18 protein-coding genes are annotated in these 13,956 nt (G+C 42.6%); 4 read left to right on the forward strand and 14 right to left on the reverse strand.

Annotation, left to right across the window (positions count from 1 at the left end):
- Positions 1-48 precede the first annotated feature (48 nt).
- Complete coding sequence (locus tag EYO12_02005) at positions 49-654, reverse strand: MarC family protein (GenBank protein ID HIA91873.1); 606 nt, start codon at positions 652-654, stop codon at positions 49-51.
- Positions 655-822: 168 nt separating this feature from the next.
- Here EYO12_02005 and EYO12_02010 point away from each other — a divergent pair, with 168 nt between their 5' ends.
- Positions 823-2,040, forward strand: a complete 1,218-nt coding sequence (locus tag EYO12_02010) for a DEAD/DEAH box helicase (GenBank protein HIA91874.1) — start codon at positions 823-825, stop codon at positions 2,038-2,040.
- A 70-nt stretch (positions 2,041-2,110) separates the two neighbouring features.
- Here EYO12_02010 and EYO12_02015 read toward each other — a convergent pair whose 3' ends face one another.
- A complete protein-coding gene (locus EYO12_02015) occupies positions 2,111-2,386 on the reverse strand; it encodes an RNA-binding protein (protein ID HIA91875.1) in 276 nt (91 codons plus the stop codon).
- A 130-nt stretch (positions 2,387-2,516) separates the two neighbouring features.
- On the reverse strand, positions 2,517-3,263 hold the full coding sequence (locus tag EYO12_02020; protein ID HIA91876.1) for an SGNH/GDSL hydrolase family protein: 747 nt from the start codon (positions 3,261-3,263) through the stop codon (positions 2,517-2,519).
- Between the two features lie 68 nt (positions 3,264-3,331).
- Here EYO12_02020 and EYO12_02025 point away from each other — a divergent pair, with 68 nt between their 5' ends.
- Positions 3,332-3,823 (forward strand): thioredoxin, encoded by a 492-nt coding sequence (locus tag EYO12_02025; protein ID HIA91877.1) that lies wholly within the window; start codon positions 3,332-3,334, stop codon positions 3,821-3,823.
- A gap of 4 nt (positions 3,824-3,827) precedes the next feature.
- A complete protein-coding gene (locus tag EYO12_02030) occupies positions 3,828-4,565 on the forward strand; it encodes a cytochrome c biogenesis protein CcdA (protein HIA91878.1) in 738 nt (245 codons plus the stop codon).
- Between the two features lie 337 nt (positions 4,566-4,902).
- On the opposite strand, the gene EYO12_02035 is transcribed toward EYO12_02030, so the two are convergent.
- From EYO12_02035 to nusB, 10 genes are all read right to left on the reverse strand, one after another.
- Positions 4,903-5,190 carry a hypothetical protein gene (locus tag EYO12_02035; GenBank protein HIA91879.1) on the reverse strand — a complete coding sequence of 96 codons (288 nt, stop codon included), beginning with the start codon at positions 5,188-5,190 and terminating at the stop codon, positions 4,903-4,905.
- A 141-nt stretch (positions 5,191-5,331) separates the two neighbouring features.
- Positions 5,332-5,751 (reverse strand): superoxide dismutase, Ni, encoded by a 420-nt coding sequence (gene sodN, locus EYO12_02040; protein HIA91880.1) that lies wholly within the window; start codon positions 5,749-5,751, stop codon positions 5,332-5,334.
- Between the two features lie 96 nt (positions 5,752-5,847).
- A complete protein-coding gene (locus tag EYO12_02045) occupies positions 5,848-6,657 on the reverse strand; it encodes a hypothetical protein (protein ID HIA91881.1) in 810 nt (269 codons plus the stop codon).
- 30 nt (positions 6,658-6,687) lie between these two features.
- Positions 6,688-7,329: a tRNA (guanosine(37)-N1)-methyltransferase TrmD gene (trmD, locus tag EYO12_02050; GenBank protein ID HIA91882.1), complete on the reverse strand. Its 642-nt coding sequence runs from the start codon at positions 7,327-7,329 to the stop codon at positions 6,688-6,690.
- Positions 7,330-7,508: 179 nt separating this feature from the next.
- A complete protein-coding gene (locus EYO12_02055; protein ID HIA91883.1) occupies positions 7,509-8,033 on the reverse strand; it encodes a KH domain-containing protein in 525 nt (174 codons plus the stop codon).
- A 68-nt stretch (positions 8,034-8,101) separates the two neighbouring features.
- The gene (gene rpsP, locus EYO12_02060; GenBank protein HIA91884.1) at positions 8,102-8,512 is read right to left on the reverse strand and encodes a 30S ribosomal protein S16; all 411 of its coding nucleotides are present in this window, start codon (positions 8,510-8,512) and stop codon (positions 8,102-8,104) included.
- A gap of 73 nt (positions 8,513-8,585) precedes the next feature.
- A complete protein-coding gene (rnc, locus tag EYO12_02065) occupies positions 8,586-9,284 on the reverse strand; it encodes a ribonuclease III (protein HIA91885.1) in 699 nt (232 codons plus the stop codon).
- A gap of 54 nt (positions 9,285-9,338) precedes the next feature.
- Positions 9,339-9,707: a four helix bundle protein gene (locus EYO12_02070; GenBank protein ID HIA91886.1), complete on the reverse strand. Its 369-nt coding sequence runs from the start codon at positions 9,705-9,707 to the stop codon at positions 9,339-9,341.
- A 48-nt stretch (positions 9,708-9,755) separates the two neighbouring features.
- The gene (locus EYO12_02075; GenBank protein HIA91887.1) at positions 9,756-10,358 is read right to left on the reverse strand and encodes an NUDIX domain-containing protein; all 603 of its coding nucleotides are present in this window, start codon (positions 10,356-10,358) and stop codon (positions 9,756-9,758) included.
- Positions 10,345-10,785: a transcription antitermination factor NusB gene (gene nusB / locus EYO12_02080; GenBank protein HIA91888.1), complete on the reverse strand. Its 441-nt coding sequence runs from the start codon at positions 10,783-10,785 to the stop codon at positions 10,345-10,347. The genes EYO12_02075 and nusB overlap by 14 nt, the downstream gene beginning before the upstream one ends.
- A gap of 308 nt (positions 10,786-11,093) precedes the next feature.
- Here nusB and EYO12_02085 point away from each other — a divergent pair, with 308 nt between their 5' ends.
- Positions 11,094-11,432, forward strand: coding sequence for a hypothetical protein (locus tag EYO12_02085; GenBank protein ID HIA91889.1), 339 nt, complete (start codon positions 11,094-11,096; stop codon positions 11,430-11,432).
- On the opposite strand, the gene EYO12_02090 is transcribed toward EYO12_02085, so the two are convergent.
- Complete coding sequence (locus tag EYO12_02090) at positions 11,429-13,951, reverse strand: leucine--tRNA ligase (GenBank protein ID HIA91890.1); 2,523 nt, start codon at positions 13,949-13,951, stop codon at positions 11,429-11,431. The two genes, EYO12_02085 and EYO12_02090, sit on opposite strands and share 4 nt — an antisense overlap.
- Positions 13,952-13,956 lie beyond the last annotated feature (5 nt).

Below are 13,956 nucleotides of genomic sequence, written 5' to 3' on the forward strand. Positions count from 1 at the left end.
AAATTTACTACTTCAATTGTATCCTAGAATCGCTAAACTCGCTTGTGCTTAGGCGGTAATATTTTGAATTCCAGTAATTATAAGATCAACACCAAATGCTCCAACAATAAAACCATTCAGTCGCAAAATTATTTCAATATTTTCATCAAAAACAGTTTTAAACCTATCAACAAGTTTATGTCGCACAAATGCCAGGCAGGCTACGATAGCCAAATTTGCAATCATAACCATGATAATTGTCAGAATTGTTCCAAGTGCTGAAAACTCACCACCAATTACAACGCTAAGCGCAATTGTGCCTGCGCCCACCATAAACGGCAAAGCAACTTCGGACGCAATCTTGCTAAGCTTGCCTTTTATAGTAATAAACGACTCTTTACCTTGAACTATGTAGCTTAAGGCAAAGGCTAGCAATACGACACCGCCAAAAATCCGCAAACTATCAAAACGTATTTTTAATACATGCTCAAATAGATAGGTGCCACTTAGGGCGAACAGTAAGTAAATAGAAGCTGAAATAAGCGACGCAAAGGTCATGATCTTGATGTAGCGGCCAATACCAAACTCTTTTTTAAGCGGTAGTGTATACACAAAAAGAGCGAATGGATTTAATAGCGCTAAGAAGTAAATAATATATTCAATCACAGTCTGCAAATGTAGTTAAAAACAGTCTCTGCGTCAACCATATTATATTTGAATTAGGTTAAGTTGCGTGGGTGTGGTAAGATTGTCAAAGTTGTTTTTTAATGATCTAGTAGTTATTTGTTTATCTAGGACTCATCAAAGAACACCCTAGATACAACATAACGAAAGGTTATTCTCTTGAAGAATGGTTATAAACCACGCAACGCACGTGGAAAAAATTACTCGCGTAACTATAGTAGTAATAATAGACGCCGAGGTGGCGGTGGTGGTAAACGAAAATTTGGTAAGACAATCGACCCAAAACGGTTTGTTAAGCCTGCAAAATTTAGTGAGGTCAAAGAATACGAACCAACAAATACGTTTTTTGACTTCGGCTTTAACGAAGTTATTACACAAAACCTCGTAGCAAAAAACTTTGAAAAACCAACACAAATCCAAGACAAATCGATACCGGTTATCTTACGCGGCGAGGACGTAGTTGGAATTGCCAATACCGGAACCGGCAAAACTGGGGCATTTTTATTACCGCTGTTACACAATTTAATGGCTAATCGTTCACAAAAGGCTTTAATTATTGCTCCAACCAGAGAGCTTGCTATTCAAATTGAAAAAGAATGTGCAGCCTTCGCCAAGAAAAGCGGACTTTTCGGCACACTACTAATTGGCGGCGTGCCAATCGGGCCACAACTGCGAGACTTACGCAGTCGGCCAGAGATTGTTATCGGTACACCCGGAAGAATCAAAGATCATTTGGAGCGTAAAACACTTAAACTGCACGACTTTAGTTACGTAGTGCTTGATGAGGTTGACCGTATGCTCGACATGGGCTTTATTAACGACATCCGCGACATTCTAAGTAACTTGCCTGATCAGCGCCAATCGCTGTTCTTTTCAGCAACTATGAGCAATACAATTAAAGGCTTAATTGAAACGTTCACCAATAGCCCTGTGCACATAATGGCACGGACTGCTGAGACGAGCGATAATGTCGACCAAGCTGTCATTAACTACAAACAAGATGTTGATAAGATCGAACGATTGCATGAATTGCTGGTTTTAGAAAACGTCCAAAAAACGTTGATCTTCAGAGAAACCAAATATTCAGTTGAAAAACTGCATAAAGAACTAAAAACTCGCGGATTTTCTGCTGACTACATGCACGGCGGCAAGAGCCAAGGTGCTCGCCAACGAGCTTTAAAGAAATTCCATAAGGATGAGGTTGATATCTTGATTGCAACCGACGTAGCGGCTCGTGGGATCGATGTTGACGGAATTAGTCACGTGATTAACTATGATATTCCTCAAACCTACGACGACTACACTCACCGCATTGGTCGAACTGGCCGCGGCGGTGAAATTGGCTACGCAGTAACGTTTGTTGGCCACAGGCGCTAGTACCAAAACCAAAAACAACAAAAAACCGACTTGCTTCCAAGTCGGTTTTTTTGATCTACACTAAAATATTTTAGTAACGTCGATCGTTGTTTCGAGGCTCTTGTGGACGAGCTTCGTTAACAGTCACAGAGCGACCATCAATTTCTTTCCCGTTCATGCCATCGATAGCAGCTTTCGCTTCTTCAGCTGATTCGAATTCTACGAATCCGAAGCCTTTTGATCGGTTTGTTTCACGATCTACGATAACCTTAGCTGATGATACTTTACCAAATTCAGCAAATGCGTCTGCTAAAGCTTGGTCATCTACACCCCAACTGAGGCTGCCAACAAATAACTTTGTTCCCATATTTTCCTTATTTTCTCACCGGCTCACTGAAATTCAGTCGCTGCTTCCCAGATACGAACTTTTAACTATTACTCACACTCAAAACTTTAAGCAGTTGTCTTAAGTTCTATAAGAATACCACGTTTTGGGCTTATAGTCCTATTGTATCCGTAAATGCCTTCGCCCACACCTTATACCCCCAATTATTCGGGTGAAAGAAATCGGGGGCATAGTGCAACCAATGGTTAAAGTTTTCCTTAGTTTCTGCCTCAAGTGGTACAGAGTTAAGACGTGGCTGTTTTGATAGTTCATCTCTTACTATTTTGGAGGCAGCTTCTGCCTTATTTACTAATGGTCCCGTACCAAAATCAGGGATGTCTGCTACATATGCACCATCCGGCAGGCCATCTATTAACTGCTTAAACTCACGCCTAAACGTAGCTGGCTCAAAGTCTTTTATGTTATTTGCGCCAATTTCAACAGTAATTACGTCCGGCTTATATTTTGCAAGTTCAGGAAGTTGGTCATTAATCGCTTCCGTTATAACTGCGCCACTTTTACTTAAATTAATGATTTTAACGTAAGAGCCTGTTTTTTGCTCTAAATGCTTAGCAACCAAGCCAACATAGCCGCGCATTGGGCTCGTAGCTCCAATTCCTTGTGCGGCAGAATCACCTAAGGCTACATAAATCAATTCTTGCTGGTCCCCCCTAAACTTACTCTGCTCAACATTTAGTTTGTCCCAGTAATTACTGTACATGCCAACTTGGCTTCGTAGAACCAATAGCAACAATACCTCAACAATAAGAAGTGCAGCCAAGGCTAATCCAATAATCCACAGAGCTCTTTTAACAGGCCCAACTGTAACCGGCGGAAGAATTTTACTTAAAATTTGCATTGATTAAAAGTATACACTGTTCTGGTATCATTATAGTGTTTACTTAAAATGAGGATCAGGAATTTATTATGAATAAAACAACGCTTGGCGTCGGTATATTTGTGGCTCTATTCGTAGCAGGGTTAGGGTATTTAATTGTTTCATCAGACGACACACCGGACACCGCCAACACTTCACCGTCCTCAAATTCTCAAACCGAAACTAGCACCACTCAAGAAGACGGCTCGTCTGAAACAAGCCAAGCAGTTAGCGGTATCTATACCGACTACTCACAAAAAGCTCTAACTAATGCCGAAGGCCAAGTCGTATTATTTTTTCACGCACCGTGGTGCCCGCAGTGTCGACAAATGGAAGCTGATATCTTAGCGAACGGTACACCAGCTGGCTATACCATCCTAAAAGTTGACTATGACAGCAACCAGGACTTACGCGATTTCTACGGCATACGGCTGCAAACAAGCTTCATTAAAGTTTCAAACGACGGAACTGCTCAAGACGAAGTTTACATAGCCTACAACGAACCAACGCTAGCCACTTTAGCTAATGATTATTTAAACTAAGCTCATGACTCAACTAATTATTTCATTCGTTGCTGGAGTTTTGACTGTACTTGCCCCGTGCGTTCTGCCATTGCTGCCAGTTATTTTAGGCGGTTCGGTTACTGCAGCTAGCGAACCGTCAAAACCCAATCTTAAACGACCACTGGTTATCACTGGTAGTTTAGTACTTTCGATTGTTGCATTTAGCATATTGCTTCGCTCAACAGTGAGCTCGTTTAGTATTTCTGACCAAACGCTGCAAATTTTCTCTGGCACAGTTGTTGTTTTATTTGGTCTTAGTTTTGCCGTTCCTAAATTATGGGAATGGGTAGCTCTAAAAACTAAGTTCTACCAAAAATCGACTGGGTTTTTTAGTAAATCTACTGCTAAGAAGAGTAAGTACAGTGACGCTATTTTAGGGCTTAGCCTGGGGCCAGTTTTTACAAGCTGCAGTCCAACCTATTTTTTGATCGTTGGGCCACTTATTGCCAACAACTTCGCAGAAGGGTTACTAAACCTTATTGTGTATAGCATTGGCTTGGCTGGAACTCTGCTGCTAATTGCTATTGGCGGACAAAAAATTGCCAACAAGCTTGGCTGGCTGACAAATCCTAACGGTAAATTCCCGAAAATACTGGGTGTAATTTTTATTATTGTCGGATTAATGATTCTATTCGGTATCGATAAAGAAATCCAAGAATATATCCTTGAACAGGGATGGTACGATCCAATTGGTAATTTTGAACAAGGTTTAGGTATATAGCCGTATTGTAAGCTCACCAAAATTGCCGCTGTGGTCTTACCGTAGTACCACAGGCGATGATGCTGGCTGGTAGCTGTGACTAAAGCGCTGTTTAATTTGTTGCTGGCTCTTGCTAGTCCAATTCGTTAGCCTTCCGCCTAGCCCAACAACCCACCCTCACGCACTCAAACCCTCACACATTCACACCCTCACACGTTCATACCTTCACTCCAGCCTATCCACAAGTAAACCTCCCAACCTCATACCTATACACAATTTGACGATCGTCAAATTGTGTATAGTGCTGCCGCGAGCACTGGCTGTTTTTTGGTTTTTGTTATTTTTCTGCTCACTTCAATCAGTTTGTTCGCGGCCAAACCAATACGCCCTGTATGCTGTTCCGATCAACAATTGCATTGTGGTGGCTGTCCGCATTGTCGCCTTCGAGCCAAATTTTATCGCCATGATCTTCTATCCTGACTATTCGCTTTACCACATCAACGTTTTTGTGTCGTGCTAATGCGATCGAATTCAGTCTAAAGGTTTTCTTTCTAAAGACCAGAATTTGGCCTTCGCGGAGTGTTGGTTCCATGCTGTGACCGACTACTCGGCGCACATATAGTCTGGGTAATTTCATAGTGCTCATATTCTGCCATTTACTTTAATGTTAGCTAAAACTGATTTAAATCAGTTTTAAATCAGTTTTCGTTAGTGTTTGTTTTTTTTATTTTTTTACATCTATAGACTGCGATCGGTGCAAGCCTCTTAATGATACTTTTTTGCAGACTTAGCTTAAATTCTTAACAACTGCCGAATAATTGTAGTTATCTTTCGTTGTTGCAAATAACTCCCCTACTTGGTCAACGAGGTTTATTAAATCTTCTGCGTCAGAAAGCTCAACAGTTTTTTTAGCCTGACCAGCAGCCTTGGTGGCTCTCCATATTAAATCGTGGAGTTCTGGGTGAGCCTCGGCGTGTTCTGGCTTAAAGTAATCGGTCCATAGCACCCACAGGTGGCGCTTCACTTCTTCTGCCCGCTCTTCTTTAATGGCAATTGCCCGGGCCCTAAACACCTCATCGTCACTGTCGTGATACTTTTTAACAGCATTTAAAACCGATTGAGCTTCTATGCGAGCTTGTGCTGGGTCATAGACACCGCACATTAAGTCGCAGTGTGCATGAGCCGGTTTAATAAATTTTATACGCATAAATGTTCTCCTCGCTTAATGTCGCCTATACCTAATAGTATAGCTTGGTTTGTATACATGCAGTAAAACCTTCATGAACGAACAGATGATAGCAGCCTAAAGCAATTCGACATCAGTAAGTGACAACGCAGCAACAAGACTTCTTCCCACATCTCTGTCTTGAACACCCGTCCTATTAAGCTTTGCGATAGTTTCTTGGGCTCTCAACTCTCGAAGAACACCAACAATAGTGCCAATGTTGTAATCACCGGACAGCACCTGTCTTGGTGGTATACTATTAAATACCATAAAGCGAGCAGTTAAAGATTGAGCAATGCCTGAAACCAATCTTTCTCTGCCATAAAACGCCCCATAATCGTTGTTATTAAGTCGAATTGTATCTAGTAGACCGGCTGATTCTTGAGGGACATCTTCACGACGTGCAAATTCCTTAACTGCAAGATCCCACAAACCCCGCGAGTATGATTTTAGTCCAGTCACACTCGGCGGCAACACTCTTCGGGCAATACTCGCACTGGCAATGCCGACAATTGCAGCTTGACTGCACAATTCTAATGACTCTCGGTCCAATGGCTCGACAAGCCCAATCAGTTGTTCGCTGAGAGCTTTTGCGTCTTCGGTGTACGTTGTAGGTCTTTTTAAATCATCTTTGGTTTCTAAGACTGCAGCTTTTAATTGGAATTTCGGTGGTTGATAAATATCATCCACTAAAAGCTCGTGTTGTATCCCTTCAAAGGGGCGGCCTAGTTGATCAAATAAACCATCTAATATCCTGTCGTAGCGAACTCCACGCATAGCTTCTGGATCTGGCAAGAGGTTGTCTACAAGTTCCGTTACCCCAGGCTCTTTTTTTAACCTTCGGTTACGATATTCATTTATATCGGTTACGGTAGCTTCAGCACTCATACTAATACCGTACAACTTTTGCATTATATGTCAACCTTTTTGGTTATCAACTCTCCATTTTTCTACCGCCGCGTGATTTCCGCTTTTAAGTATCTCTGGCACTGTAAGCCCTCTAAATTCATCTGGTCGGGTGTATTGTGGATACTCAAGATTGTCCCCATGGCTGAAAGATTCTATCTCAGCACTTGCTTCTCCTCCTAAGACCCCAGGAATTAGCCTGACTGCTGCATCTATAACCGACATAGCCGGCAGCTCGCCGCCAGTAAGCACGTAATTACCGATGCAGATAGATCCATCCACGAATTCCCTAATGCGCTCGTCAAAACCTTCGTAACGCCCACAAACTAAAATAAGTTCAGCTTCACGAGAGAGCTCTTGAGCAAATTTTTGGTTAAACGTTCTGCCGCGCGGCGACATTAAGTATGCTTTTGCTTTTGGCAGCTTTTCTTTAGCGTACTCAATTGCGGCTACTACTGGCTCTGGTTTAAGAAGCATGCCGTCACCACCGCCATAGACTGTATCGTCGACTTGTTTACGCGGGCCAAGCCCAAAGTCACGCAAATTAACAACTTCAAGCTCTAAATGACCATTTTTTTTGGCTTTAAGCATCATAGAGTGTTCAAAATAGCTTTCGAACATTTCAGGGAATAGGCTGATTGTAAATATTTTCATATCTGGGGTAATTATACGTAAATAGTGATAAATTAAAACACCATCGCAAGCGGCGCGATGGTGTTTACACATAAACCTCTCTCGTGTTTTGGTTTGAATGTGTTTATTTTTGAGTCCTGATTGTTTTAAACAAAAACGGCTACATACCAAGCGCTGTTTTCGTTTTCAGGTTATGTTAATTATAGGCCGATATCATCGAGATCAGCAAGATCTTTTTTGTGCTTTTCAACGGTGTCATCTTCTGCTTCTGTGGATGACTCTTCTGGCTCATCTGTTGTGTTGTCCACATCCTCATCATCAGAATCGTCATTAGATGAACTTAAGTGAGCCCATTGGCTAGCGGATTCACTTGGTTCAGGAGTCGGAACTGCTGCCGCTGCTGGTTCTGCAGTCGTTGTTTCTTCCGTCTTTTTGTCTTCGTCTTTTCTATCATTTCGCTCGGCACGGCGGGCGTCGCCCTCTGGATCAACAATTTTTAAATTGTAGCGAGCGTCATTTTTTGTGCCCAAAGCACGTAAAAGTGTACGAATACTTTGTGCCGTATTGCCGCGTTTACCTATAACTCGGCCAAGATCTTCTTGAGCCACACTAAGCTCTAAAAGCACACCCTTTTCATCAATTGTTCGGTTAATACTTACTGAATCTGGATCGCTTACTAACGCCTTTACAACGAATTCAACGAACTGCTGGTCTATTGTCGCCATGGACAGTCTCCTCCCAAGTTGTTAATGACTAAATTGTATACGAAAGAATTAGTTTAGTAAAAAACAGACTATTCTGCTTTTTCTTCGTCTTCAGGCTTGCTTTCTTTGGTTTCTGCAGGTTCTTCCGCTTTTGATTCTTCTTGAGCTGGCGCTTCCTCTGGTGTTGCTGCTTCTTCTGCCGCCTCTGACTCTTCAGTCTCAACTTTTTTTGGCTCTTTAGTTTCAATAACTACCCAGTCAGGCAGTTTGATGCCTTCTTTTTTAAGTAAAATTGCAACTCGGTTTGAAGGCTGCGCGCCGTTACCTAGGTACTTCTCAATTTCGTCTTTTTTAAATTGTGCTTTCTTTGTATGTGGGTCGTAACTACCAAGATACGCTGCTACTTTGCCGCTAGTTGGCTGCAAGCTGTGTTCTTGTGCAATTAATCTGTATTGTGCAAGTTTTTTTCTACCTACACGCTGTAAGCGTAGTGCTAACATGGATCTCCTAAATAGCCTTTATTTTATAAGTGATTATGACTCGTGCTACATTAACAGATGAACAACAGGGGTGTCAAGCGCCATAATGATCAAGCGCTTTTTCGGCTGCAGCTTGTTGAGCCGTCTGTTTTGACGGGCCGTCACCCTGTCCGCGCAAATCATCGCCAACGTACACGCCGACAGTGAATACCTTGTCATGATCAGGGCCTTTTTCGCTTAAAACTTTGTAGGTTGGTGTGTGGCCTTCTTTGGCTTGCGAAAGCTCTTGTAAACGTGACTTGGCGTCCTGCCACGAGCCAGTTTTTAAAATGCCATCAAGCGTTACTAGCACAGTCTTTTCAATAAATTGCTGAGCGGCATCGTAGCCCTGATCACAATAAATAGCCCCAACTATCGCTTCGTAAGCATTCGCCAGCATCTGTTGACGAGCGCGAGCGCTGGCGCTTTTTTCACCGCGGCTCATGCGCATCATTTCAAAAAAACCAAGCTTTTCAGCGGCATCACCAATGCTTTCGGTGCGAACAAGCGCACTACGCCAATTGGTCATAATGCCCTCGGCTTCGTCATAGTGACTATATAAAAATTCAGTAGTAACCAGCTCTAAAACTGCGTCACCTAAAAACTCTAGTCGTTCGTTGTGTTCAATTCCTTTACTGCGTCGGGCTTCATTAACCCACGACCGATGCGTAAGCGCCGTTTGCAGTAAACCAATATCTTTAAATACTACCCCAAGAGTATGTTTTGCAAAACCAACGTAATCTTTTTGACTCATATTAAATTCCTAAAATTTAATAGAGTACTGAGTGCAGAGTTCAGAGTGCGGGTTTTAATCATTATACTTTCCTTGTTTAGTAGACTTAATGAGCCCGCCAAGTAATCTCCGGACTTCATAAGACATTTTCTTTAATGTAGCGTATTCCGCTTCTTTAAGATAGCCCAGGTCCTTGGCCAATAGGAGTTGATTCTGAACCTCAATTAGAGAGCCCTGAGCAATAATGTAAAAATGTAGACGGTCCGGACTAGTTGATCGGCCAAAACCTTCAGCTATATTTGATGTAATCGAGACCAGCGCTCTTCTAGTCTGGCTAGTTAGCCCAAAATTCTCTTTCGACGGATACGCGTCGATTTGTTTGTATGCCGCTAAAATAAAAGTGTGGGATTTTTGCCATGCTACCAGATCTATAAAATCAGAGATTTTCTGTGCTCTATTCTCCATACACTTTACTCTGCTCAAATAGTAGGACTATTTGAGCTGCCCGCTTCGTATTCGTTTCATGGCAAGCAAGACTAACTTACCAATATCGTCGTATTCAATAATGTCAAAAGCCTCGGTTGCAGGAAACCATTTAATGTCATTCATCCAAGATTCTTTACGGAGTTTGTTGGTATCGCCCAATGCTTCTACTAAATACACGTGCATAGTTATAAGTACTAGACTGTCTTGTCGGCGATAGCGAAAATTAACTTTGCCAAGGTGAGCATGCACATTCATTTTTTGGAGCCCAGTTTCTTCCATAATTTCACGCTCAGCAGTTTCGTCTGGTTTTTCACCTTCTTCAATATGACCTTTAGGTATTGTCCAACGGTCTTTAGCGTCTTGAATTAAAAGAATTTCTATACCGCCTCTGTTATTGCGACGATAAATAATCCCACCTGCCGTTAACTCACGAACAACTTCTTGAATGCCGCCACGCCGAAAAAGCTTTTCTGCACCGCGTTTTATTGGGTTCATCGGGTTTGGGCGGTGTCTTTTTTGGTCTGCTGGTGGAGTTTTTGGTTTACTAGACTGGTTATTAGCAGGGCGATTTTTCTGGTTGTGGTCTTTATTCTTGTTATTCTTTGCCATCTTTTTCCTCTAGATTCTTTAGAGCAGTACCCAGCACACCGTTTATAAACTTACTGGAGTTATCGCCACCGAAGGCTTTCGCCAGTTCGACAGCTTCGTTAATAATAACCTTAGAAGGCGTTCCGTCACCTTGATTTAATTCAAATAACGCAACACGTAAGATAATTTTATCAATTCGAGCAATTTGGTCTACAGGCCAGTCAGGAGCAATAGGAGCAATAATTTCATCAAGCTCGGCGGCTTTTTTACTAACACCAAGTACTAGCTTCTCTACGAAATCAGTATCATCGATTTGCTGCTTAAACTGATCAATGTTGCGTTTATATACAACCATCAAATCAAGACCAGAATCTTCACCGCCACGAAAATCGTATTCGTACAGTGTTTGTAGTGCAACTATTCTACCAAGGTGTCTATTACTGGCCACAAAGGCTCCTAATTGTTAAATTACTTGTTTTTCTTGCCAAATTCTTTTTTGGTTGTAAAAGCCTTAACAGGGCTGGTTTTATTAACTCGTCGAGCTAAATCTAAAACTCTGTGACTTCTACGGTTGCCGGTTCTTCGCGGTGTTACGCGCTTTTTTGGTGTTCCACCAATCATAAACAAACACTCTCTTATCTATTACTTAACTTCTATGGCATTATAGAGTATCATCTGATCCATATCAATACTAGGTATTGACTTTTTTAATATTATATTGTAATATTGTTTCATTAATCATAAGGATTATTACACATGGCAAATAACGAAATACCATACGAATCTAGAACATTACGCGAAAGACTAAAAAGTCGTACCGCTAAGGTTATTGCCGTAGTAGGTATCGCTGCTACATCATTTATGGCAGGTAATGCAATGGGTCGTGACGCTGGATACAGCACCGGTCACGAAGCTGGCCGTCAAGAAGTCTACCAACAACTGCTACCACATATGCCGGCTGTACAATCTGAAGCTCCAGCTAGCGCTGAAGGCACCGCCCTCAGCCCCGAAGAAAACGACAACGATGTTATGTCTCATGAACACGAAATACGTACAGGTTGGGAAGCCTCTGGTGTTGAATTCCCGGACTATTAACCCTCTACCACAAAGTTAACAAGCCGCCCCGGAACAGTAATAGTTTTCTTCAACTCGCCGGATTCCAAATATTCGGCGATTTTTGTATCTTCTTTTGCAGCTTGAACCATTTCTTCCTCGGTTGCTTCAGCCGACATCGTAATATTTGCCCGTACTTTACCGTTTATTTGCACGACTACAGTAATAAGCTCTTCTTTAACTAATTCATCGTCCCATTCTGGCCACCCGCCGATATGTATCGATTCAGTGTTGTGACCAAACGACTGCCACAACTCTTCTGTCATGTGCGGGGCAAATGGTGCAAGTAGTCGTAGAGTGCTTTCAATGGCGTGCATCCACGTACGTGGGGCATGTCCAAACGGCAATTCTTTTTGTAATTCTCTTAGCTCATTACTTAGCTTCATTTGTGCTGCAATTGCAGTGTTAAAACTAAGATTCTTAAGGTCTTCTGTAACTTTTTTAATAGCCCGGTGAGTACTGCTTGCAACTGCGGTTTCTAGATCAGAAACATCTTTGCCTGGGTCAGCCGGCCTAGCTTCCATAAATTCTTGAACAAAATCCCACACACGGTTTAAAAACCTATATGTTCCCGGTACCCCGTTTGGGTTCCACACAGCATCTTGGTCATATGGACCAATAAAAAGCATGTAAGTTCGTAGCGCGTCAGCGCCGTAGCCGCTATCAATAACTTCCAGCGGGTCAACCACGTTACCTAAACTTTTACTCATTTTGCGACCGTCAGCCGCATTTATGTAGCCGTTGTATACAAGTTTTTTAACTGGTTCGCGAGTTTGTGAGTCTATATAGCCTTTGTCCGCAAAAAATTTATTCCAAAATCTAAAATACAGTAAATGACTAACCGCGTGATCACCGCCAAAGTAAAAATCTACTGGGAACCAATAGTCAGCTGCTTCTTTTGAAAATGCAGCCGTAGTGTTTTTTGAATCTGTATAGCGGTACATATACCAACTACTACAGGCGTAGCCATCCATTGTGTCTGTTTCCCGTTTCGCTGGCTTGTTACATGTAGGGCACTCGACGTTTACCCAGTCCTCGACACTAGCAAGCGCAGTTTGACCGTCGTCGGTCGGTTGATAACTTTCAACCTCGGGCAGTACAACTGGTAAATCCTGTTCTGGCACGGCAACAGGGCCGCAAGCATCACAATGAATAATTGGGATCGGCGCGCCCCAGTAGCGCTGGCGACTAATCAACCAGTCGCGCATTCTGTAATTAACCTTTTCTTGAGCTTTTTTGTCATCGGCTAATTTGGCGACAATTTTTTCGCGGGCATCCTCGGTCCGCAAACCATCAAACTCACCTGAATTGATAACAACCCCTTCGCCACCAAATTTAGACTCTTCTGGGTCAGCCTTTTTATATGTTTCTACAATTTTAAGTTTAAACTTGTCAGCAAATTCATGATCTCGTTCGTCGTGTGCCGGCACAGCCATAATTGCGCCGGTTCCGTAGCCCATTAAAACGTAGTCAGCTATCCAAATTGGAATTTTTTCGTTGTTTATCGGGTTAATGGCATAAGCGCCGGTAAACACACCGGTTTTTTGCTTTTCGTCCTTTTTGCGCTGCAGATCAGTCTTTGATTTGGCTTCATGTACATATTTTTCTACTTCTTGTTTTTGCTCGTTGGTAGTAATCTTTGAAACTAATTCATGCTCTGGCGCTAACACTAGATAGGTAGCACCGTACAAAGTGTCAGGCCGTGTTGTAAAAACTCGTATTTGGCAGTTCGTATCGTGCAGTTCGTTGCTCGCAGCGCTCTTTTCCCTATTCTCTGATTTTGCGACAGCAAAATCTATCTCTGCTCCTACGGAGCGGCCTATCCAATTCCGCTGGCTTTCTTTAATGCCGTCTGGCCAGTCGAGTTCATCAATATGTTCTAGCAGTTCGTCTGCGTAGTCGGTAATTTTAAAGAACCACTGCTTTGTGGTGCGTCGCTCTACTTCTGGGTCTTCTGGCTTGTCGTGTCGCCAACACTTGTTGTTTTCTACCTGTTCGTTGGCCAGCACTGTTTTACATTTAGTACACCACCATTGCTGGCTTTCGCCTTGATAGGCTAGGCCTTCTTTAAATAATTCCGCAAAAATCCATTGGGTCCATTTGTAGTACTCTGGTTCGGTCGTATTAAGTTCGCGCGACCAGTCGTAACTCATGCCCAGTCGACTCAACTGTTCTTTGAAGCGGGCGACGTTATCTTTGGTTGCTTGCTGAGGCGATATGCCAGTTTTTATAGCATAGTTTTCTGTTGGTAAACCAAAGGCATCCCAGCCCATGTTAGTCATTACATTAAAGCCGCGCTGGCGATGAAAGCGCGCCACGGCATCGGCGATTGAATAATTAAAACAATGCCCCACATGCAACCCAGCACCACTTGGGTACGGCAGCATAGGTGTGGCGTAAATTTTTGGCTTGTCTGAATCTTCGGTTACTTCATACAGCCTAGTGTCGGCCCAGGTTTTCTGCCATTTCGGTTCTATTGTTTTAGGGTTATAGCGTTGCATACCAA

Source organism: Candidatus Saccharibacteria bacterium, assembly GCA_012965045.1.
GTDB lineage: Bacteria > Patescibacteriota > Saccharimonadia > Saccharimonadales > DTSZ01 > DTSZ01.